General features: G+C 69.0%; 23 protein-coding genes. 13 read left to right on the top strand and 10 right to left on the bottom strand.

The window, feature by feature from the left end; translation table 11 throughout:
- Positions 1–51 precede the first annotated feature (51 nt).
- From ABEA33_RS11420 to ABEA33_RS11390, 7 genes are all read right to left on the bottom strand, one after another.
- Positions 52–759, bottom strand: a complete 708-nt coding sequence (locus ABEA33_RS11420; protein ID WP_345526902.1) for a GntR family transcriptional regulator — start codon at positions 757–759, stop codon at positions 52–54.
- Complete coding sequence (locus ABEA33_RS11415; protein WP_345526901.1) at positions 756–1,352, bottom strand: UbiX family flavin prenyltransferase; 597 nt, start codon at positions 1,350–1,352, stop codon at positions 756–758. Before ABEA33_RS11415 ends, ABEA33_RS11420 begins: the two co-directional genes overlap by 4 nt.
- Positions 1,345–1,845: a hypothetical protein gene (locus tag ABEA33_RS11410; protein ID WP_345526900.1), complete on the bottom strand. Its 501-nt coding sequence runs from the start codon at positions 1,843–1,845 to the stop codon at positions 1,345–1,347. The genes ABEA33_RS11415 and ABEA33_RS11410 overlap by 8 nt, the downstream gene beginning before the upstream one ends.
- Positions 1,842–2,927, bottom strand: coding sequence for a type 2 isopentenyl-diphosphate Delta-isomerase (gene fni, locus ABEA33_RS11405; protein ID WP_345526899.1), 1,086 nt, complete (start codon positions 2,925–2,927; stop codon positions 1,842–1,844). Before fni ends, ABEA33_RS11410 begins: the two co-directional genes overlap by 4 nt.
- A gap of 29 nt (positions 2,928–2,956) precedes the next feature.
- Entirely contained in the window at positions 2,957–4,360 is a 1,404-nt protein-coding gene (locus ABEA33_RS11400) for a UbiD family decarboxylase (RefSeq protein WP_345526898.1), read from the bottom strand.
- 692 nt (positions 4,361–5,052) lie between these two features.
- A complete protein-coding gene (locus ABEA33_RS11395) occupies positions 5,053–5,244 on the bottom strand; it encodes an amidase family protein (protein ID WP_345526897.1) in 192 nt (63 codons plus the stop codon).
- Positions 5,214–5,462 carry a hypothetical protein gene (locus ABEA33_RS11390; RefSeq protein ID WP_345526896.1) on the bottom strand — a complete coding sequence of 83 codons (249 nt, stop codon included), beginning with the start codon at positions 5,460–5,462 and terminating at the stop codon, positions 5,214–5,216. The genes ABEA33_RS11395 and ABEA33_RS11390 overlap by 31 nt, the downstream gene beginning before the upstream one ends.
- Before the next feature lie 171 nt (positions 5,463–5,633).
- On the opposite strand from ABEA33_RS11390, the gene ABEA33_RS11385 reads away from it, so the two are divergent.
- From ABEA33_RS11385 to ABEA33_RS11335, 11 genes are all read left to right on the top strand, one after another.
- On the top strand, positions 5,634–6,479 hold the full coding sequence (locus ABEA33_RS11385; protein ID WP_345526895.1) for an ABC transporter ATP-binding protein: 846 nt from the start codon (positions 5,634–5,636) through the stop codon (positions 6,477–6,479).
- The gene (locus ABEA33_RS11380) at positions 6,479–7,312 is read left to right on the top strand and encodes an ABC transporter permease (RefSeq protein ID WP_345526894.1); all 834 of its coding nucleotides are present in this window, start codon (positions 6,479–6,481) and stop codon (positions 7,310–7,312) included. Before ABEA33_RS11385 ends, ABEA33_RS11380 begins: the two co-directional genes overlap by 1 nt.
- On the top strand, positions 7,312–8,097 hold the full coding sequence (locus tag ABEA33_RS11375; protein WP_345526893.1) for an ABC transporter permease: 786 nt from the start codon (positions 7,312–7,314) through the stop codon (positions 8,095–8,097). The genes ABEA33_RS11380 and ABEA33_RS11375 overlap by 1 nt, the downstream gene beginning before the upstream one ends.
- A gap of 29 nt (positions 8,098–8,126) precedes the next feature.
- Positions 8,127–9,203 (top strand): ABC transporter substrate-binding protein, encoded by a 1,077-nt coding sequence (locus ABEA33_RS11370; RefSeq protein ID WP_345526892.1) that lies wholly within the window; start codon positions 8,127–8,129, stop codon positions 9,201–9,203.
- Positions 9,204–9,537: 334 nt separating this feature from the next.
- Positions 9,538–10,323, top strand: a complete 786-nt coding sequence (locus tag ABEA33_RS11365) for an alpha/beta fold hydrolase (RefSeq protein WP_345526891.1) — start codon at positions 9,538–9,540, stop codon at positions 10,321–10,323.
- 30 nt (positions 10,324–10,353) lie between these two features.
- Positions 10,354–11,499, top strand: coding sequence for an LLM class flavin-dependent oxidoreductase (locus tag ABEA33_RS11360; RefSeq protein ID WP_345526890.1), 1,146 nt, complete (start codon positions 10,354–10,356; stop codon positions 11,497–11,499).
- Positions 11,496–11,735, top strand: coding sequence for a hypothetical protein (locus ABEA33_RS11355; RefSeq protein ID WP_345526889.1), 240 nt, complete (start codon positions 11,496–11,498; stop codon positions 11,733–11,735). Before ABEA33_RS11360 ends, ABEA33_RS11355 begins: the two co-directional genes overlap by 4 nt.
- Positions 11,732–13,144, top strand: a complete 1,413-nt coding sequence (locus ABEA33_RS11350; protein ID WP_345526887.1) for an MFS transporter — start codon at positions 11,732–11,734, stop codon at positions 13,142–13,144. Before ABEA33_RS11355 ends, ABEA33_RS11350 begins: the two co-directional genes overlap by 4 nt.
- Positions 13,134–13,637 carry a flavin reductase family protein gene (locus ABEA33_RS11345; protein ID WP_345526886.1) on the top strand — a complete coding sequence of 168 codons (504 nt, stop codon included), beginning with the start codon at positions 13,134–13,136 and terminating at the stop codon, positions 13,635–13,637. The genes ABEA33_RS11350 and ABEA33_RS11345 overlap by 11 nt, the downstream gene beginning before the upstream one ends.
- Positions 13,638–14,084: 447 nt before the next feature.
- A complete protein-coding gene (locus ABEA33_RS11340; RefSeq protein ID WP_345526885.1) occupies positions 14,085–14,243 on the top strand; it encodes a hypothetical protein in 159 nt (52 codons plus the stop codon).
- 879 nt (positions 14,244–15,122) lie between these two features.
- Positions 15,123–15,455, top strand: coding sequence for a histone-like nucleoid-structuring protein Lsr2 (locus ABEA33_RS11335; protein WP_345526884.1), 333 nt, complete (start codon positions 15,123–15,125; stop codon positions 15,453–15,455).
- A 104-nt stretch (positions 15,456–15,559) separates the two neighbouring features.
- On the opposite strand, the gene ABEA33_RS11330 is transcribed toward ABEA33_RS11335, so the two are convergent.
- Genes ABEA33_RS11330 through ABEA33_RS11320 form a run of 3 tightly spaced genes read right to left on the bottom strand, consistent with a single transcriptional unit; the run spans position 15,560 to position 17,352 of the window.
- On the bottom strand, positions 15,560–15,874 hold the full coding sequence (locus ABEA33_RS11330) for an NAD-dependent epimerase/dehydratase family protein (RefSeq protein ID WP_345526883.1): 315 nt from the start codon (positions 15,872–15,874) through the stop codon (positions 15,560–15,562).
- Positions 15,875–15,904: 30 nt separating this feature from the next.
- Positions 15,905–16,654: an alpha/beta fold hydrolase gene (locus tag ABEA33_RS11325; protein WP_345526882.1), complete on the bottom strand. Its 750-nt coding sequence runs from the start codon at positions 16,652–16,654 to the stop codon at positions 15,905–15,907.
- A 23-nt stretch (positions 16,655–16,677) separates the two neighbouring features.
- Positions 16,678–17,352: a type 1 periplasmic-binding domain-containing protein gene (locus tag ABEA33_RS11320; protein WP_345526881.1), complete on the bottom strand. Its 675-nt coding sequence runs from the start codon at positions 17,350–17,352 to the stop codon at positions 16,678–16,680.
- A gap of 143 nt (positions 17,353–17,495) precedes the next feature.
- On the opposite strand from ABEA33_RS11320, the gene ABEA33_RS11315 reads away from it, so the two are divergent.
- Both ABEA33_RS11315 and ABEA33_RS11310 read left to right on the top strand, forming a co-directional pair.
- A complete protein-coding gene (locus ABEA33_RS11315) occupies positions 17,496–18,710 on the top strand; it encodes a HupE/UreJ family protein (protein ID WP_345526880.1) in 1,215 nt (404 codons plus the stop codon).
- A 157-nt stretch (positions 18,711–18,867) separates the two neighbouring features.
- Complete coding sequence (locus ABEA33_RS11310; protein ID WP_345526879.1) at positions 18,868–20,760, top strand: purple acid phosphatase family protein; 1,893 nt, start codon at positions 18,868–18,870, stop codon at positions 20,758–20,760.
- The last annotated feature ends 88 nt before the right edge of the window (positions 20,761–20,848 follow it).

The raw sequence follows: 20,848 nt of genomic DNA, 5'->3' as shown, positions 1-20,848 counted from the left end.
GTCCTCCTGTAGTGGCGACTTAGTTAATACTGTCTACATCTTAGATGGGTGTCAATGCGCGGGTGGCCCGGCCGCCGCGAGTCGGGTGCCGATCTCGACGAGCCGCCGGCCGGCGGCTCGGATGTGCTCGGCCAGCAGCGCACCGGCCCGGGTGCCGTCGCCGGACTCGATCGCGTCGAGGATCTCGTCGTACTCGTCGCGGGCGGGTCCTGGCTGGTGGAGGGTGTCGAGGCCGGACCACATGCGGTCGTACCGCTCGGCACGGGTCTGCAGCAGGTCGACCAGCTCCAGCCCGGTCTCGTCGCCGGCGGGTTCGACGAGCCGGCGGTGGAACTCCCGGTTGCGGGTCAGCCAGACATCGACGTCCACCACGGCCTTCATGGCGGCGTTCTCGACGCGCAGGTCGGCGATCGTCTCCGCGGGGATGCGCCCGGTTGCCCGGCCGATCATCGCGCCCTCCAGCAGGGCCCGGTGTTCGTAGATCTCCGCGAGCCGCTCCACCGGCAGTCGACGCACCACCGACCCGTGATGGGCGCGCGTCTCGATGAGACCCTCGGCCATCAGCTGTCGCATGGCTTCGCGCACCGGCTGCCGGCTGATCGAGAACCGCTCGGCGAGGGTGCCCTGGTTGAGCACGGCGCCCTCGGGGAGGGCGCCGGTGCGGATCGCCGTGCGGAGGGCGTCCGCGACCACGTCCGCGCTGGTGCGTCGGCTCGAGAAGGTATCGCCGAGTTCGACGCCCGACAGGTCCGAGGTCATCGCACGCCGGCCGGACCGGTCCACCGGTCGACGAGGTCGAGGTGGATCCCGAACTGGTCCAGCGTCTTCACCACGGTGTGGTCGATCAGCTGCTCGATGGTGGTGGGGCGGTGGTAGAACGCCGTCACCGGGGGCAGGACGACGGCGCCGGCCTCGGTCACGTGCTGCATCAGCCGCAGGTGACCCAGGTGGAACGGCGTCTCGCGGACCAGGAGCACGACCGGGCGCCGCTCCTTAAGGCACACGTCGGCGGCCCGGGTGATGAGGTTGTCGTTGAAGGAGCTCGCCAACGCGCCGAGCGTCTTCATCGAGCAGGGCGCGACGATCATCCCGGCGGTGACGAAGGTGCCGCTGGCGATCGAGGCGGCGAGGTTGGTCTCGGAGTGGACAACGTGGGCCAGGCCGGTGATGTCCTCGGGATCACGGTCCATCTCGTACTTGATGGTGGCCCGCGCCCCCTTGGACAGCACCAGGTGCACCTCGACGTCGGTGTGCTCGCGCAGCACCTCGACCATGCGGACGCCGTAGTGCGGGCCGCTCGCGCCGCTGATGCCGACGATGATGCGTCGAGGGGTGGGGGATGGCTCAGTCATGGTGCTCCTCGGTCGTCGGGGTCGGGGGTGAGGCGATCAGCTGCCGCGTCGCCGCCCAGCGGGGCAGCACCGCGTCGGGGTCGTGGAGCCGGAAGGTCACGCCACTGGTCAGCTCGGCGTACGGCGCCCGGTCGACGAGCGTCGCGACGACCGTGGCGGCGAAGCGCCGGAAGGTGCCGTGCTCGCTACTCACCGGCGGCTCCTCTGCCACGGTCAGCCGCAGCATCCAGCTGGCGCCGTCGACAACCGCGCAGAGCGTGCCCCGGCCCCGGGCGAGCAGGTTGCGGGTGGCGGTCGAGTCAGGCCAGAGCAGCAGCCCGAGGCTGGTGTCGTCGCGGGCGACGACCTCGCCGACGCTGAGCATGGCCAGGTGGGGCCAGCCGTCGTCGCGCACGGTCAGCAGGAGCAGGGTCAGTCCCTCGGCGAGCGGGGCGTCCGCAGCAATCGCCTCTCGGACCGGACCGGGGACGCGCGGCTCGAGCTCCTCGCTCATCGCGGCACCGCGCCGAGCGTCTGCAGCCAATCGCGGATCGCGCCGTGGGCGACGTATGGCTTGTCCTTCAGGGCGGCCGGGGATCCTGCGCCGGTGAGCAGCAGGACGGTGCGGAGCGCGAGGCAGAACTGCGTGATCCAGGTGTCGACCGCGTCGTCGCCCTCCAGTGCCGCGAGCAGCAGCGGCCGGGCGACGCCGACGACGTCGGCGCCGAGGACGAGGGCCTTGGCGGCGTCGAGCCCGCTGCGCACACCGCCGGTCGCGATGACGGGCAGGCCCAGGCCGGCGCTGGCGGCGACCGCCGCAGCGGTGGGGATGCCCCACTCGCCTAGGACGTGACCCAGGGCGACCTGGGGCAGGTCGCCCTGCTGCTCGGCGCGCAGCCGCTCGATGATCGCGAAGCTGGTGCCGCCGGCGCCCCCGACGTCGAGGGCTGCGACGCCGAGGTCCCGCAGCCGCGCGGCGGTGCTGCGGGACATGCCGGCGCCGGTCTCCTTGACGATGACTGGTACGTCGAGGGCGTCCACCGCTCGGGCGATCGCCGCGGCGCACCCGCGCGTGCGGCTGTCGCCCTCGGGCTGGACCGCCTCCTCGAGGAAGTTCAGGTGGATGGCGAGCGCGTCGGCGTGCACCATGTCGACCAGTGACCGGAGGTCGTCGGGGGTGACGGCGGGCCGGTCGCCCTGGGCGATGAGCTGGGAGGCGCCGATGTTCCCGATCACGGGCGCGGTCGGCGCGCACTCGCGCACCACGGCGTAACTGGCTGTCGTGCTGGGGTCGTCAAGGACGGTGCGCTGGCTGCCGACGCCGATCGCGAGCCCGTGCCGCTCGGCAGCGCGGGCCAGGCGGGCATTGATCTCGGTCGCGCCGTCGTACCCCCCGGTCATGCCGGCGACGACGAGCGGCGCCCCGAGCCGCCAGCCGAGGAGGTCGGTGGACAGTTCGACCTCCTCGGCGTCGAGCTCCGGCAGCGCTTCGTGGAAGAGCTCGATCTCGGGCCAGCCGGGCCCACTGCGACGCACGACCGCGGGATCGAGCGCCGCAGCGATGTGCTGTGCCTTGCGGCTCGTGGTGACCGACACGTCAGGCTCCGCCTACTCGGCTTCCGCCGTCACATCGCCGGGAAGAAGTCGTCCAGGCGGATGTTCTTCCAGACCTCGGCAGGTACGTCGGCGAGTTCCTGGAACGGCAGTCCGACGGGCTTCGTGGCGTCGATCATCCACTTCGCGTTGAGGGCGCCGTTCTTCGTCGGGTCCTCGATGGAGTACGCCGTCGGGTCGAGCTCGCAGGTGTAGGCCTCGGGGATGATGATGACGTCCTTGTCGGCCCGTACGCGGGTCGCGACCGCCCACATCACCTGGGACTCGTCGTAGGGATCGATGTCGTCGTCGACCACGATGCACAGCTTGACGAACGGGTCGGCGCCGAGTGCGGTCAGAGCAGCGTTGCGGCCCTGGCCGTCGTACTCCTTCTTGATGGAGACATACGCCGCGAAGCGGCACACGGCCGAGAACGGCATCGAGACCGCCTTGACCGAGGGGACGACCGCGCGCACCTTCGACAGGATGCCGGCCTCGCGACCGACCATGCCGATCAGGTTGTGCTCGGGGTGGGCGTTGAACACGTCCTGGTAGATGGCGTCGCTGCGGCGGGTGATCGCGGTGATCTCGACGACGTGCGCGTCGTGTGCGGGTCCGACGTACCAGGAGAACTCGCCGAAGGGGCCCTCGTGCTCCCGCACGTGCGGCAGCATCCGGCCCTCGATGACGATCTCGGCGTCGGCCGGGACCATCATGTCCAGCGTCTCGGCCTTGACCATGCGCATCGCCTCGCCGGCGAGACCTCCGGCCACGTGGATCTCGTCGTCCTCCAGCGAGCCGCGGAACTGCGAGGCCATGTAGAGCGTCGGATAATGCCCGATGACGATCGCGATCTCGAGCGGCTGGTCGCGCTCCTCCTCCTTGTGGTGGAGGTGCCAGATGTGGGAGTACTGGCCCGGGTCCAGGCGCAGCTCGGTGGGGCCGATGACCTGGATGCGGTAGATGCCGGCGTTGTAGACGCCGGTGTCGTTGTCCTTGGCCAGGGTCACGCCCGAGGAGATGTACTCCCCGTGCTCGCCGCCGTCGCCCTCGCAGTGCACGATCGTGGCGATCGAGGTGACGTCGACGTCGGCGCCGGTCTGGACGACCTGCTTGACGGGGGCGTCTGCGGCTTCCACCTCGACGGGCGGGATCTGCTGGCCCTGCTTCTTCTCGTACGCCGCGGCGAGGCCGTTGCTGTCGGTGTCGAAGAGCAGCGCGAGACGCTCGCGGTGACCTAGGGCGTTGCCGAGGACGGGGATGTCGCAGCCCTTGACGTCCTCGAAGAGCACCATCGGGAACTGGCCCTGCTCCTGGAACTTCCGAAGGACTCCGGTCAGCTCGTAGCGGGGATCGACCTCCTTCTTGGTGGTGAGGAACGAGGTCGGGTTGGACTGCTGGACCTGCTCGATGAAGGTCCGAAGATCTTTGGGCACGGGATCCTCCGGGGAGTGAGTGTGTAGGGGGTGCTCGCGACCTACTGTCGCAGAAATAATGTCGTCTGTATACAGGCGACACAAGATTCGGACACGACGACGGGTCGGCACCCCGGGCCGCCCAGAAAGGTCGTGGTGCGGTCGGACAGGTAGGGCACGGTCACCTGGAGCCCGACCGGCAGCCCATCGGGGCTCGGTCCGGCGGGCAGCGAGGTCGCGGGCAGGTAGGCCACGCTGGCCGGCGCGATCAGTTGACCTGGTCCCTGTAGGGGACGAGCACTCCGTCCACCGGTCGTCCATCTCGCGGTCCTGGTCGTGCCCGACCGCGGTCCTCAGCGCCGAGGGCGAGAGCCAGGCGTCGCAGGTGTCGAAGAAGCCGGCCCGGGCCGTCCGGGCCCGCCAGCGCTCCTCGTCGATCCGGTTCCATTCGAGCTTGCTCATGGTCATCCGCCGGGCGCGGCGGATGCGTCGGCGCAGGCGTCGGCGTCGGGGTCGGCGGCATCGATCCGGTTCAGCAGCTCGGCGAACCTCTCGGGCGTCAGACCCCGCGGGCGAGCGGGCCGATCACGCTCATGTCGACATCGGCCGGACTGCCGGGCGGCGGCGGGAGGTGGCTGCGGAGCGGGACGATTCCGAAGGTCGGCTTGTGCCCGAAGACGCGCAGTACGACGCGGGGATGCGGATCGAGCCCGCTATGTCGCTGCCGATCTCCAGCGGCGTCGGCCTCGGCCGAGGGATCGAGGACGACGGAACGGCGTACGGGTCAGGTCCCACGGGTTGCTCGTCGCGCCGGCCACTGCGTTGAAGGTCTGGCCGTCGGCGGTGAGCGTCGGCAGGTTGGTCTTGCCGAAGATCACCGCGCTGGCCGCGCGCAGTCGCGCCACGGCGGCATCGCTGGGGCACGTGGCCGGCGAAGAACAGTGCGCCCGCCGTCGTCCGCAGCGGACCTGGCGCCGTCGCGGTCGATCGTCACGAACGCGTTGATGCCGTCGTCGACCTCGTCGATGCGCGCGAGGAGCGCATCGAGCAGCTCGACGCTGCGCAGGGTCCCGGCTCGGAGGGCAGCGATGAGGTCGCTCGCCGAGCGGTAGTGCAGATCCACAGCGTCCTCCGCGCGGATGTTTCGAGCACGTCAATTCTTCGGCGGCGGCCCGAACTTTCTGGGCCATTCCTCTTCCCAAAGAGCAAGTGTCGAAAGTATACATATGCCACCGCCTAGTGGCGACTGAATACACCTTGGCCATGCGGCCCTGGCGGATCGGAGAGGTGAGAGATGGACGAGCCCATGCTCATGCAGCCGGAAGCCGAGATCTCGGCGACCCGGGTGGAGAGCGCCGAGCCCGCTTCGGGGCCGGTGGTCTCGATCACCGGTGTCGGAAAGATCTTCGGCACCGGCGAGAAGGCAGTCAGCGCTCTGGAGGACGTGTCCTTCGACGTCCAGCCCGGCAGCTTCGTCGCCCTCCTCGGCCCGTCCGGGTGCGGCAAGTCGACCCTGATGCGCCTGATGGCCGGTCTGCAGCCGGTCACGTCGGGCTCGATCGACTTCGAGGGCCGCTCGCCTGAGCAGATGCGCAAGGCGCGCGAGTTCGGGATCGTCTTCCAGCAGCCCATCCTCTTCGACTGGCGCACCGTCCAGAAGAACGTCGAGCTGCCGCTCGAGCTGATCGGCGTCTCGAAGGCCGAAGCCCGGGCCCGCGCCGACGAGATGCTCAGCCTGGTCGGTCTGCAGGACTTCGCGACCAAGCGACCCTGGCAGCTCTCCGGCGGCATGCAGCAGCGGGTCGCCATCGCCCGGGCGCTCGCCTTCAGGCCCCGGTTCCTGATGATGGACGAGCCGTTCGGTGCGCTCGACATGATGACCCGCGAGCGCATGCAGGTGGAGCTGCTCCGGATCTGGGACAGCAAGCCGGACATCACCGTCACGTTCATCACCCACTCGATCTCCGAGGCCGTGCTGCTCGCCGATCGCGTCGTGGTGATGAGCGCGCGCCCAGGCCGGGTCATGAAGGTCATCGACGTGGACCTCGAGCGCCCGCGGTTCGACGACATCCGCCAGTCGAAGGAGTTCGTCGACATCGAGGGCGAGATCCGCGAGCTCATCTACTCGCAGGAGAACTAGTGGCGACCGTCCCGGCCCCCGGCATCGTCCCGAGTGGAGTGCGGCGGCTCCCGTTCCAGTCGTCGTACGGCCTGCTCGGCGTGATCGTCGCGATCCTGGCCGTCTGGTACGTCGGCGCCTTCCTCGTCCACCTCAGCGACGAGCCGTTTCCCGACGCGAAGCTCCCCTACCCGCACTTCGTGGTGCAGGAGTTCGTCGACAACCTCGACATGGTGATGAGCGCGGCCCGCGTCACGCTGACCATGGCGGTCCTCGGATTCCTTGCGGGCGCCGTCATCGCGATCGGGATCGGCGTGTTCATCAGCCAGTCGTCGTGGCTGGAGGCGGCATTCATGCCCTACCTGCTGATGGCACAGATGATCCCGGTCATCGCCCTGGTCCCGGTGATGCAGACGGTCTTCCGGAACCCGACGTTGACCCGGCTGCTGATCGCCGGCTTCGTGACGATCCTGCCGGTCGCGGTCTCCACGGTGCGCGGGCTGAAGGCCGCGCCACCGGAGGCCCGCGAGCTCATGGAGTCGTACGACGCCAGCCGGCTCCAGACGCTGCGTCACCTGCTCTCGCCGTCCGCGCTGCCGCTGGTGTTCACCGGGCTGCGCATCGCCGCGCCGCTCAGCGTCCTCGGGTCCGTCCTGGTCGATCTCACCGGCGGCCAGCAGGGCCTCGGCTACCTCGTCCTCGCGGCCCAGGTATACGGACCGAACTTCGCCGGCCTGGTCTGGGTGGCGATGGTCGTGCTCGCGGTGCTCGGCGCGTTGATGGCCCAGGCGGTGTCGATCACCGAGCGACTCGTCGCACCCTGGGACGTCGCCGTACGAGGAGAGGTCGCCTGATGGGCGCGTTCCGGATGCGCCCGAAGGTGCAGGCGGTCCTTGCTCCCGCCGTCGTCGCGGTGCTGGTGATTGCGGTGTGGCAGCTGAAGGTGGTCCACCACCTCTTCGACCTCAAGGAGTTCGCGGTCCCGCTGCCCTTCGACGTCGCCGAGGCGATGTGGACCAACCGGGACACGCTCCTCCAACGAGCGAAAGAGTCCCTGGTCCCCGGGGTGCTGGGCTTCGCCCTCGGTGAGGCGATCGGACTGGCGATAGCCGGCGCGATCATGGCCCTCCCCGGTCGTACGGCGCGTCAGGTCACCGTGATGGGCGCAGCGGTTCAGTCGCTCCCGGCCATCGCCCTGGTCGCCCTGGTCGCGCTCTGGGTCGACTCGGCGACGGTCCTCAAGATCACGGTCGTCGCGATCATGGTGGCGCCGTCGATGCTCATCTACATGTACCGCGGCTTCACGAGCGCGAAGTCGGAGGCGCTGGAGCTGATGAGCTCCTACAACGCCTCTGGGCTGCAGGTCCTCCGTGGGCTGCGACTGCCCAGCGCGGTGCCCCATCTCTTCACGCAGGTCAAGTACGCCACGGTGATCATGCTCGTCGCCGTCATCCTCAGCGAGATCATGCGCACCGGTGACGGGTTCGGCTTCGAGATCGAGCACGCGCTCGGTCGGTTCGACACAGCCGAGGCTTGGGCGGCTGTGTTCGCGCTGGCGCTGGTCGGCGTCCTCGTCTATGCGCTCGCCAGCGTCGTCGAGCGCGTGTTCTTTCCCTGGGCGGCGCGGCACAAGCCGTGACCGCCACCAGTCACCCAAGGAGATCCACGATGTTCAGCATGAAGCGATGGTCGGCCGCAGCGGTCGCGATCTCGATGGTGCTCGCGCTCGCCGCCTGCGGATCGGACGACGAGTCGGCCAGCGCCGTCAGCGACCCGTCGGCCCCGCTCGAGAAGTGCGACGGGACGAAGATCAAGTTCCAGCTCTCCTTCTTCCCGAACGCCCAGTACGTCGCGCTCATGGTGGCGCAGAACCGGGGCTTCTTCGAGGAGGCCGGCGTCGACGTCGAGCTCGTCGACGGCGGGCCCAACATCAGCGCCCCGGCGCAGATGGGCCAGGGCCTGGCCGACCTCGGCCTGCTGCAGTTCGACGAGACCCAGAACGCGAACCTCTCGGGCGCCGACTTCGTCTGGATCGGTCAGTACTACCAGAAGAGCCCGGTCCTGTTCGCCGCGATGAAGGACACCCCGTTCGCCGACGGCGCGGACCTCAAGGGACTCACGACCAACACCAACTCCGGCGATCTCGATCCCGAGCTCCACGCCCTGATGGAGCAGGCGGGCGTCGCCGAGGACGAAGTGGAGATCGTCCCGGCCAGCCCGAGCGTCAGCGACCTCATCAACGGCACCGTCGACATGTACCAGCTGCAGCGCTTCTTCCACGTCGCGGAGATCGAGAGCCTCGGGATGTCGCTGGAGGAGGACTTCAACACGATCGACGCGAACGAGGCCGGGGTCGCCCTGCCCGCGCACGGCGTGGTGGCGAACCGAGAGTTCCTCGACGCCAACCCGGACGCGGTCGGCTGCTTCCTCGCCGGCCTGATCAAGGGCGTCAACACCGTGCTCGCCGATCCGGAGGGAGCGGTCGCCGACGTCGACGCGATGTCGATGGAGGGGCTCGCGACTCACGAGCAGAACATCGTGAACGTGCAGGAGACGATCAAGCTCATGTCCGAGCGCCCTGACGGCTCGCCCGTCGATCCCCTCGTGATCGACGAGGAGTGGCTCGCTGACGGCCAGGAGCAGTCGCTCGAGTTCGGCATCCTCCCGGAGGCTCCCGACCTCGACACCTTCGTCGACCCCGCCCCCCTCGCGCGCGCCGAGAAGCTCGCCGAGACCCTGGGCTGAGCTCGGGTCGGAGCCTCGGGCCCAGCCCCGGCCACGCCACGTACTGCACGACCGACGAGTACGCCCACGCAGGAGCCGCCGGCCATCGCCGGCCGGCTCCTGCGTGGGCCGACCGCGAAATCCTCACCACCCATCCCAGAACAGGGGCACCGATGACGATGCTGGCCATGAGCGGGTGAACGGCCCCGGGGACTCGGCGCAGGCGAGCCTGCACGAGTCCGGGGTGGCTTCGGACCACGCGACCCGACTCGACCCGGTCCTCTCCGGCGCCCGGCCCCACCGGTCTCGACCGGGCACTGCCGCCGACCGCCCACCAGAGAGAGGACCGAGAGCCATGACCATCACTGACAGCGTCCAGGTCGAGGTGACCTGGATCGAGACGACCTGGGGCAGGATCCGGGTCCAGTCCGCCGGATCCGGACCCGCCCTGCTCTACCTGCACCCCGCCGCCGGCAGCTCCTGGCGGCCCTTCCTGGACCTACTGGCCCAGGACTACCGCGTCCACGTCCCCGAGCACCCGGGGTTCGGCGAGACCGAGCTGTACGACGGCCTCGACGACCCGCACGACCTCGCGTTCCTCTACCTGGAGCTCCTCGACGCGCTCGACCTGGAGTCGGTGATCCTGGTCGGGTCGTCCTTCGGTGGCTGGATCGCCGCGGAGCTCGCGTCCATCGCGCACCGGCGGTTCCCGAAGCTGGTCCTGATCGACGCCGTCGGCCTGCGCATCCCCGAGAACCCGGTCGCCGACACCTTCGCCATGAACCAGGCCGAGACCGCCGCGGCGCTCTTCCACGACCAGGAGTTCGCCGCCCGGCTCTTCGCCGGCGAGCCGACCGTCGAGCAGATCGTCCAGATGACCAGTGACAAGGCCGCGCTGGCCCACTACTCGTGGAAGCCGTTCTTCAACAACCCGAAACTGGAGGCGCGCCTGCACCGGATCGGCACGCCGACCCTCGTCCTGTGGGGTCAGTACGACGGGGTCGTCGCGCTCGTGCACGGCGAGCGCTACGCAGCCGCGATCCCGAACGCCCGCCTGGAGGTGATCGCGGACGCAGCCCACTCGCCTCTGCTCGAGAAGCCCGCCGAGACCATCGCTCTGGTCACCCAGTTCCTGCGCTGAGCGCCGCTGACCCTCTCCCGAAGGAACGCCATGTACTTCAACTGCTTCCACCTGATGCCCTACCCCCACCTGCCCGCCGACTTCCAGGAAAACTACGAGTCGGCGTCGTTGGACATCCCGAACGCCCTCTACGACCCGAAGGTCGGCTCGACGCTGTACGCCGACTACATCGACGAGCTCGTCTCCGCCGAGGCGGCCGGCTTCGACGGCGTGTGCGTGAACGAGCACCACAGCTCAGCGTACGGTCTGATGCCCTCGCCCAACCTGATCGCCGCAGCGCTTGTCCAGCGAACCGAGCGGGTGAAGATCGCGGTGCTCGGCAACGCGCTCCCGGTGCGTGATCACCCGCTGCGGATCGCCGAGGAGATCGCCATGCGCGACAACATGTCGAAGGGCCGCATCATCAGCGGCTTCGTGCGCGGTATCGGCTACGAGTACTACGCCCAGGGCATCACGCCGACGCACTCCCGCGAGCGCTTCGAGGAGGCCCACGACCTGATCGTCAAGGCGTGGACCGAGACCGAGCCGTTCCAGTGGTACGGCAAGCACTACGAGTTCCGCTACGTCAACGTGTGGCCGCGTCCCTACCAGGACCCGCATCCGCCAATCTGGGTGCCCGGCTCGGGCTCCTACGAGTCGGTCAAGTGGGCGGCGCAGCACGGCTACACCTTCCTGTCGGTGTTCGCGCCGACGCGGGTGCAGAAGATGTGGTTCGACAGCTTCCGCAAGGCCGCCGACGAGGTCGACCGCGAGCTGACCAGCGAGCAGATCGGCCTGTCCATCCCGACGTTCGTCGCCGAGACCGACGAGGAGGCACACCGGCGTGCCCGGGTGCACATGGAATGGCTCTTCCAGATCGGACTGCGCATCAAGCGCGAGTACTACTTCCCGCCGGGCTACACCTCGAAGGCCTCGCTGACCAACATGCTCAAGTCGGGGGCGAAGCAGTTCGCGCACCTGTCCTACGACGACCTCGTCAAGGACGGCTACATCCTGGTCGGCTCGTCGAACACCGTCGCCGAGAAGCTGCACGCGATGGGGGAGGACCTCGGCTTCGGCCAGCTGACCGCCACGATGCAGGTGGGCTCGATGGGCCACCGGGAGGCCCTCGAGAACATCGCCCGGTTCGGGGCCGAGGTCATCCCGCTCTTCGACCGGGCCGAGGCGAGCGCGTGACCGCCGACGAGCGGGGCGGCACCAGTCTGCACGCCCGCAGGATCATGGTCGGTGCCGGCACCAGGATCGTCGCGCCGTTCGGCATGGGGGACACCTCGCCCGCGACCTGGGACCACGTGTGGGCGGTCAACGCCCGCTCGCACGCCCTGCTGGCGACCCAGGCGCTGACGACGCTCGCCGACGGCGGGGCGATGGTCGTCGATGGTGGGATGACCACGCTCGCGCTGATCCGGTGAGCGTCTCGGAAGGGGCCGCCACCACGGGCCCCGGGGAGGCGACGGCGCAGCGGGGGACCGGCACGATCGCCGCCCTCACGCTGGCCGTGCTGGCGTTCAGCTTCCTCCAGATGCTGGTCGTACCGGCCATGCCGGTCATCCAGGCTGACCTCGGCGTCAGCGCGAGCGACATCACCTGGCTGCAGTCGGCGTTCCTCCTGACCACGGCGGTGGGCACCCCCATCCTGGGTGTCGTGGGCGACCACTTCGGTCGTCGACGTGTCCTGGTGGCGGTGCTGTGCGTCTTCGCGGCCGGCGGGGCGATCGGTGTCTTCGCGACCTCGCTGCCGTGGCTGATCGTGGGGCGCGCCGTCCAGGGGCTGGGCGGGGCGGTGTTCCCCTTATGCGTCGCCCTGGTGCGGGACGCCGTACCCGCGCGCCAGGTGTCCTCCTCGGTCGGCCTGCTCACGGCGATGTTCGGCGCCGGCGCGGCGGTCAGCCTCGTCGTCACCGGGCCGCTGGTCGACCATGTCTCCTGGCACGCGATCTTCGCGCTCGCCGCGGTCATCCCCCTGGTGGCCGCCGCGATGGTGTGGCGCTACGTGCCCGGCCACGTCGGCCGGCCGGTCGGCCGACGCCGTCTCGACTGGCCCGGTGGGGTCCTGCTGGTGCTGGCCATGGTGCCGATCCTGCTGGGCATCTCCTCCAGCTCCACCGACGGTTGGAGCTCGGTCCGGGTCCTGGTGCCGCTGGCCGTCGGGGCCGTCATGACGGCAGTCTGGGTGATGTGGGAGCGCAACGCGCCCACGCCTTTGATGGACCTGCGCCTGCTGGCCGGCCGGCCCGTCTGGCCGCTCCACGTCGGCGCGGCCGCCGTCGGCTTCGGGATGTACGGGGGCGTCTACGTCATCGCGCAACTGCTGCAGAGCGAAGGCGTCGGATTCGGGCTGAGCGTGACGACGACCAGTCTCCTCATGCTGCCGGCCATGGTCCTGGGCTTCCCGGCGGCGACCCTGGCCGGCGTCCTCGGGAGCTGGTTCGGCAGCCGACTGCCGCTGGTCGTCGGGATGCTCGCGATGGTGGCTGGCTACGCCCTGATGGCCAGCGTGGCCGAGCAGGTCTGGTCGGTCATCGTGGGCATCGTCCTCACCCAGGGCATCGGGCTCAACCTCGCGTTCACCGGCCTCGCGAACCTGGTCGTCGAGGCGACGCCGATCACGCAGTCCGCGGAGGCCATGGGCGTCAACGCCTCCGCGCGGACGATGGGAGGCTCCGTCGGCAGCCAGGTGCTGGGGGTCTTCGTCGCAGCGGGGACGGTCACCGGCTTCGCCTGGGCCTTCGCCCTGCCGGGCGCCGCGCTCCTGCTGACGCTGCTCGTCATGTGGGCAGTCGGTCCGGCCCTCGGGAAGCGGGTCCCCCGTGACGGCTGACCCGTCGAGCGCGGACTTCCGCGCCACCATGAGCAGCTTCTGCACCGGGGTGGTCGCCATCGCCGCTGTCGTCGACGGGAGGCCGGTGGGCATGACCTGCCAGTCGTTCATCAGCCTGTCGCTAGATCCGCCACTGATTGCCTTCGCCCCCGCTCGGACGTCGTCGACCTATCCGGTGCTCCGTCAGGCTCGCCGGTTCGCCATCAGTGTCCTCGCCGAGGACCAGGGGGACGTCGCGCTGGCCCTGGCGAGCAAGGGGACCGACAAGTTCGCGACCGTCCCCTGGCACCCGCTCGCGAGCGGGACGCCGGTGATCGACGGTTGCCTGGCCTGGATCGACTGCACTTTCGAGACCGAGTACGACGCGGGGGATCACCTGCTCGTCGTCGGACGAGTCCACGAGCTCGGCCATCTCCCGGATGGAGAGCCGCTGACCTACTACCGCAGCTCGTTCAACTCGGTTGGTGGGCGACAATCTCCCTTGTCGTCCTGATGCTGTCGCGCGGACTGCACAACAATCGGAGCGATGCATCTGGTACGGCGGCCAGAGGTGAGCGGCCGGGTCGACGTGGACGGCCACCGCACAGGGAGTGTCACTGCACTGCCCGGATCACGTCGCGGTCGATTCTTGCGCGAAACGTCGAACGAGCATGGCCGCGAGGCGATCCCAGCCGGTGGCCGCGGGTAGCAACGCCCCGAGGCACGACTTGAGTCCCCGATAGTGGTGTAGCGCGGTCGCCGAGATCGTGTCCGGCGCGTACGCCGGACGTAGACGCGGCCACCGCGTGATCTGTGAGTGTGTGTGACGGCGGTTCTGGATGGATCGCTGCCAACCGAAGGCCGCTGTGCTGAGGGCGGCCCCTCAGGGGCTAGCGACGTCCTCCGATCAGGAGTACCAAGGAGACAGCGGGTCCGCTCGCCCGCGAGAGGGAGGGACGAGATGACAAGTCACGTGCCGGAGCAGGGCCGGGAGTCTGCGCGGACGTACGACGAGGAGCGGTGGGCCTCGGCCATCGCGCTCCTGGGCGCGGTCCTGGTCGGTGCGGGGATCATCGGCTTGTTCATGTTCATCACCTGGCTCACCTACGCCACGGACTGACTCACCACCCGCGGGTTGGAGATCGTCGTGTGGAAGTAGCAACCGGATGTGCAGTCGCGACGAGCCCGTGCCGGAGATGTGGGGACTCGTCCACTTGGACAGCTGGGGCGAATTCCGAAGGTCAGGTGCGAGCGAACTCGCAGGTCAGGCCCAGGTGCTCTCAGTGCTCGCGAGTCGGCTCCGACTCGCCCCCAGTCGTGCGGGCTGTGCTGGGAGAGTCAGGCTGTCGAGGGCCGGGCAAAGTGTCGCTGCCGACGAACACTGCGTACTTCCGTGGAGAGTCGATTCAGACCCCCTGGATGATGCTGCTGGAGATCATGCGCTCGGGGTCAGCGACACTTTGCCGATGCAGTCCTCGGTGAAGTGGTCGACGTAAGGGACCTCGCGGCCCCCGCGATGGTGGAGGCCGTGGGTTCGCGACTCGGTCGGCTGGACATCGCGGTCAACAACGCGGGCGGTGCGCACTCTGCGGCCGCGGCCGACGCGTCGCCGCGCTTCCACGACAAGATCGTCGCGCTCAACCTGATGGTCCGCTCGCTCTGGCGCAGGCGGCGAATGCGGTCATGCAGGAGCAGGAGCAGGGCGGCACGATCGTCAACGTGTCCTCGGTTTTCGGCGGTTCGTCCGTCATCGGGTCCGGCCTCCGACCTCGCCTTCTACGTCAGCGGCTCGCTGGTGGCATGCCACGGAGGGGAGAGCCGCCGGCGTTCCTTCTGGCGGCTGAAGGCGCCTGGTTAGACATCGCCGCGTACTTCCCGGGAAGTCACGCGGGAATTCTCTGGTTGCTAGCGAGCGCCTAATTCCGCTACTTTTCGGACATTCATCGTATGGTGGTGCCTGTCCTATTGGACGGGGGATGCCCTGGGAGGGGTGCTTGTTATGGCACAGCGCGTTATTACTCAGCTCGTCAGCGATCTGTCAGGGGACGAGATCGCCGACGGTAAGGGCGAGTCGATCGAGTTTTCGTACCGCGGTGCGAGCTACTCGATCGACCTGACCGACAAGGAAGCAGCCGGCTTCGACAAGGCGATCGCTCTGTATCTCGAGCACGCCACGAAGACCGGTGGGCGTCGTAGAAGTACGAGTGCTGGCTCGAAGAGCGACTACAGCGCCAAGGACGTCCGGGTGTGGGCGAAGGCTCAGGGCATCGACGTGCCCGAGCGTGGGCGCATCCCCGGCGAGATCTTGGAGCAGTACAAGAGCTCGAAGTGACGTCTTGAGATATTCGCTGCCGGGGGAGGTCGACTCTCCCGGCAGCGTTTGTTCATAGCAGATTGATGTCAGCGCAGGTCCGCCTTGACTGCGGAGCTGTCATTTCATTGCCTCAACATGCCTAACCGCAGTCCCACGGGTCGGCTAAACGTCACGTCTTTGGCGGCCCGGGATTTGCTGGCCCCTCTGGGCCCGGCCTGATTCTTGCTCGCGTCCGCTTCACGCCGGACGACGTCCGCGCCGTCGAGCTCCTCGGCCCAGTCGCCGACGGTGCGGCCGTCCCAGGCCCGGTGGCGTACGCCGGGCTCCAACGTCTCAGGCTGCCGGCTGAGCACGACGACGTCGTGCCCGGCCGCGGCGCACCGCCGTCGCAGGATGCCGCCGACCTGGCCTGTGCCCCCGGGGATGACGATGCGCATGGCGGCACACCACCGCAGTTTTGGACGTGTTCAATTAGTCGAGGATCGGCCGACCTGGTCGAGGAACTCGCGCACCATCATCTCGAGCAGGGCCGGGCGGTCCTGGGCGACCAGGTGGCCGGCGGCGGGCACGATCGCGAGCTGGGCGCCCGGGATGCTCTCCGAGATCAAGAGGGTGTGGTCGGGACGGATCACGTCGTGGTCGCCCGCCATGACCAACGTCGGTGCCTGCACCGTCGCGAGCATCTCGGACGTGATGTGAGGCTCGGTCTTCCACATCTCGGTCAGCTTCGCGACGACGACGTCGGAGTGCTCCGGGCCGTCGGGAGAGAGCTTCTTGTAGTCGCGCTCGATCTCGGCGCTGTCCTCCTCGGACATCGCCCGCGCGAACAGCTCGTCGGCCACGAAGCCGTCGGGGTCGAGGTTGGCGCTGATCGAGACGACCGACCGCACGCGGCCGGGGTGGTCCAGCGCCATCAGCAGCCCCAGGATCGCCCCGTCGCTGAAGCCGACGACGTGGACCGAGTCGAGACCGACAGCGTCGAGGTAGGCGATCGTCTCGTCGACGCCACCGGCATAGCTGAACGGGCCGTCGCGGTCCGCCGTACGACCGTGGCCGACGCGTTCCGGCGCGTGCACCTGGTAGGAGGTGCCGAGACCGTCGCCCAGGCCGCGCAGGTTCTCGATCGAGCAGTAGCCGCCGTGGAGCAGCAGCAACGGCTCACCGTCGCCGTGGATCTCGTGGTAGGTCGGGTGGCCGAGGAGGTCGACGTAGGGCACGGGGAGAACTCTAGGCTCGCACCCTAGTCGAGCCAGATGACGATCCCGGTCACGCCGCTGAGGACCGCGGCGACGCCGGCCCGGACGGCGTCCATCGCGCGCTCCGCGGTGAACGACGCGGGATCGTACGTCGACGACGCGCCGAGCCCTTCGCCTCGGAACGACGCACCGGTCCAGTCGGCGGCCGTGACGTTGTGGGTCGGCTCGGCGAGCTCGGCGCCGACCACCAGGAACGGCTGGTCGAGATGGCTGGCGCTCACCATCGCCAACGGGTCCACGAGGTCGTTGCCGGCGGTGACGATCAGGTCGGGCGCCATCTTGATGGCCCGGTCGATCTTGTCGACGTAGTGGTGCGGGTCGGTGGCGGTCACGGTCTTGAGGCTGACCTCCTCGTCGTCGGCCCAGCGCCGTACGGCGTCCACGAGCGTGCCGGTCGCCTCGTCGTCACCCGCCGTGAGCAGCACGACGCGGTAGTCCTCGGAGGGGTGCACCCCGTCCCAGGAGCCGGGCCGTGGCGTGATCGTCGACTCGGGCCGCGGCGGGCTGGCCGGGTCGGTGAAGCCCTCGGCGAGGGTGCCGACCGCCGACGGTCTTGCGTGCGGCCGGGACCAGTCGTCGGCCGAACCGCAGCCGGACACCAGGGCGAGGGTCGCAGCGACGCCGACGAGTGTGAGGGCAGGACGGAGTCGCAGGAGCACAGAAGGGTTCCTATCCCATGCCTGGTTGAGATCGAGACCCACCCAGGGGTTCGTCGCGGTCCCTTCTTCACGGGTTGGCCGCCGCGCTGCCGTCCGTTCACCTGCGACCGACAACTTGCGCTCGCCAACAAGAAAGAGGAGCCGTGTCGAACCCCGTACGCCGCGCTGTCCAAGCCGCTCTCGCGGCCGTCTTCATCCTGATCGCCCTGTTGCTGAGCTCGGCCTCGTCCCTCGCCCACGGCTTCTCCTCGGTGGTGTACGTCGACGTCACGTCGCCCGAATCCGGGCACGTCCGCACCGAGCTCGGGCTCGAGTACGACCTCCTCGTCGTCTCCGCCGCCGATGCCGAGGGGGACGACCCGCTGTTCCAAGAAGGTGACGCCGCGTTCCAGGACGCCGACGAGGCCGCGCAGGTCACCGCGCTCGACGACCACGCCGACACCGTCCTCGCCTACGTGACCGGGCGTTTCGGGGTCTCGGTCGGCGACGAGGACTGCACGCCGACGCAGGTCGGCGGTGCGACGATCAACATGCGCGAGGGAGTGCCGTACGCCTTCCTGGTCCTCGACTACACGTGCCCCGCATCCGCCCAGGAGCACGAGATCCGTAGCGGCCTCTTCCCGGACGACGAGGGCTACGTGAAGGGCACGAAGACGATCGTGACCTACGACCTCGACCTGCGGACCGGCAGCGCGGCGCTCGATGCGGACCAGCCGTCGTTCTCGACCCACCAGTCGACGGGCGAGCGGTTCTGGGAGTTCTTCAAGCTCGGCGCCGAGCACCTGCTCCTCGGGCTCGACCACATCCTCTTCCTGCTCGCCCTGATCGCAGGGTCGCGCCGGCTGCGCGAGATCGTGCTGGCCGCGACGACGTTCACGATCGCGCACTCGGTCACCTTCGTGCTGGCGGCGCTCGGCCTGGTCGACGTGCCCTCGGAGATCGTCGAGCCGATCATCGCGCTGTCGATCGCGGTCGTCGCGGGCTGGTATCTCTGGCGGCTCTGGCGGCGCGGATCGGGCGCTCTGGACATCGACAGCGGCGAGGGCCACCTCAGCCTGGATCGCGCCGGCTGGACCCGGCTCGGCGTGGTCTTCTGCTTCGGCCTCGTGCACGGGCTCGGCTTCGCGGGTGCCCTCGGGATCGATGTCGCGTGGTCGTGGACGCTGCTCTGGTCGCTCCTGGTCTTCAACATCGGCATCGAGTTCGTCCAGCTCTCGATCATCGTCCTGGTCTTCCCGCTGCTGGCCCTGCTCCGGCACCGTGCGCCGACCCTCGGCCTGTGGGTGACGGGCGCCATTGCGGCGGCCGTGTCGGCGATGGGGCTGTTCTGGTTTGCCCAACGTGTGCTAGGGCTCTGAGCATTTGCCCTACGTCTTAGGGAACGTGCCGCCGCCGCGCTCGTCTGCGTTCATCTCGAGTACACGCGCCACCGACAGATTCGGCGCGCTGACCTTCTCGGTAGCCAGCAGCCTCCTATCTCTCGCTGCTCCTCGAACCCGAAATGGACGGATCTCGATGAAGTTGAATCAGTGTCTGCAGGCCTCCGGGTCTGTACGACGTCGCGCGGCCGTCGGTGCCAGCGCGGCAGTCTTCGGACTCACCGCGGTGCTCGGCACCGGCCTGGTGTCCGCAGCCAACGCGGACGACCCGGCCACGCTCTCCGGCGTGGTGCTCACCGTCGGCTCCTCGGAGTCCCAGCGCGTCGTGTCGTGGTACGCCTCGGCCAACACCTCGCAGGTGGTCGAGGTCGCCCCGACCTCGACGCTGGTCGCCGGAGAGTTTCCCGACGACTCCGTGACGATGACCTTTCCGGCCACCGTCGCCGCCAACTTGGTCAACGGGGGCTTCAACGGCCACGCCACGATCGACGGCCTCCAGGAGGACACGGCGTACTCCTATCGCGCCGGCGTCGAGGGCGCCTGGTCCCCGACCTACTCCTTCAAGACCCAGGACTTCGAGGGCGACTTCGACTTCCTGTTCTTCGGCGACCCGCAGATCGGCGCCTCCGGCAACGTCGCGAACGACGGCGCCGGCTGGGCCGACACCCTCAACGTGGCGAGTGCGGCGAACCCGAACGCGGAGCTGCTCGTCTCCGGCGGTGACCAGGTCGAGACTGCCAACACGGAGTCCCAGTGGGACGCGTTCCTCGCGCCCGCGCAGCTGCGCCAGTACCCGTGGGCGGCCACCATCGGCAACCACGACGTGGGCGGCAAGGCCTACGAGCAGCACTTCTGGACGCCGAACACCGACCGCTCGGCGCCGTTCTACACCGGCTCCAGCAACTCGGGCGGCGACTACTGGTACATCTACAAGGACGTGCTGTTCATCGACCTGAACAGCAACGCGTACGCCAGCGGCTCGGACGCGGCGCACCTGCAGTACGTCACCGACGTGATCAACGCGCACGGCGCCGCGGCGAAGTACACCGTGCTCGTCTACCACCACGCGATCTACTCCCCGGCGTCGCACGCCAACGACAGCGACGCGAAGGTCCGTCGCCAGGACTTCCCCACGACGTTCTCCAACCTGGGCGTCGACCTGGTCCTGCAGGGCCATGACCACGCGTACTCGCGCAGCTACCTGATCAAGAACGGCCAGAAGGCCAACCCCGACGAGCAGCCCGGTGCTGCCGAGGTCGAGCAGGGTCCGGGCGGCGTCGTCTACGTGACGGGCAACTCCGCCTCGGGCTCGAAGTACTACGCACTGACCAACCCGGTCGCGGGCGAGTTCGGTCCGGACCCGCTCGACAACAGCGCCGGCCGCAAGCGGCACTACGCCAACTCGGTCGAGAGCCAGGAGAACAAGCGCTCCTACGTCAAGGTCGAGGTGCGCCACGACCGGCTGGTCGTCGAGGACATCCGCAGCGAGGTCTCGCCCAACGGTGCCGTCGGCTCGACGATCGACAAGGTCGCCATCCGGCCCTACCACGGCGAGGGTCAGTCGATCCAGGTCGACGTGCCGCAGGCCGGACCGGGCGAGTTCGGCTGGGAGATCGACGGCGACAACAGCCTGGTGGACCTCGGCGAGGCCGCCGAGGGCACCGGCTTCTTCCTGGCCTCGGGCGACATCAACCCGATCACCGTCACGGACACCCGGACCTCGGGTGCGGCCTGGGCGGTGAACGGTCAGGTGACCGACTTCCAGGACGGCGACAAGACGTTCTCCAGCAAGTACCTCGGCTGGCAGCCGCACGTCTTCGCCGAGGGCGCCGGCGCCGCTGCCGGCGACCCGGTCGAGTCCGGCTTCAACAACGGCACCGGCCTGTCGGTGTCGCGCACCCTCGGGTCGGCCGCAGCCGGCCACTCGCTCGGCGACACTGAGCTGGGCGCGGACCTGAACCTGAAGTTCCCGACCTCGATCGACAAGGGCAACTACCGGTCCACGCTCACCATCACCGCGGTGAGCTGACCTCTTCATCTCCGGTGGGGTGGGCGCTCGGGCGCCCACTCCGCCATCCCTCCTCTGCACCGGCTCCACATCTCACGAGGACCACCAC

The sequence above is a fragment of the Nocardioides endophyticus genome, from assembly GCF_039543845.1.
Lineage (GTDB): Bacteria > Actinomycetota > Actinomycetes > Propionibacteriales > Nocardioidaceae > Nocardioides > Nocardioides endophyticus.
The sequence above is the reverse complement of the archived record's forward strand: the minus strand, read 5'-3'. Positions and strand labels throughout refer to the sequence as shown.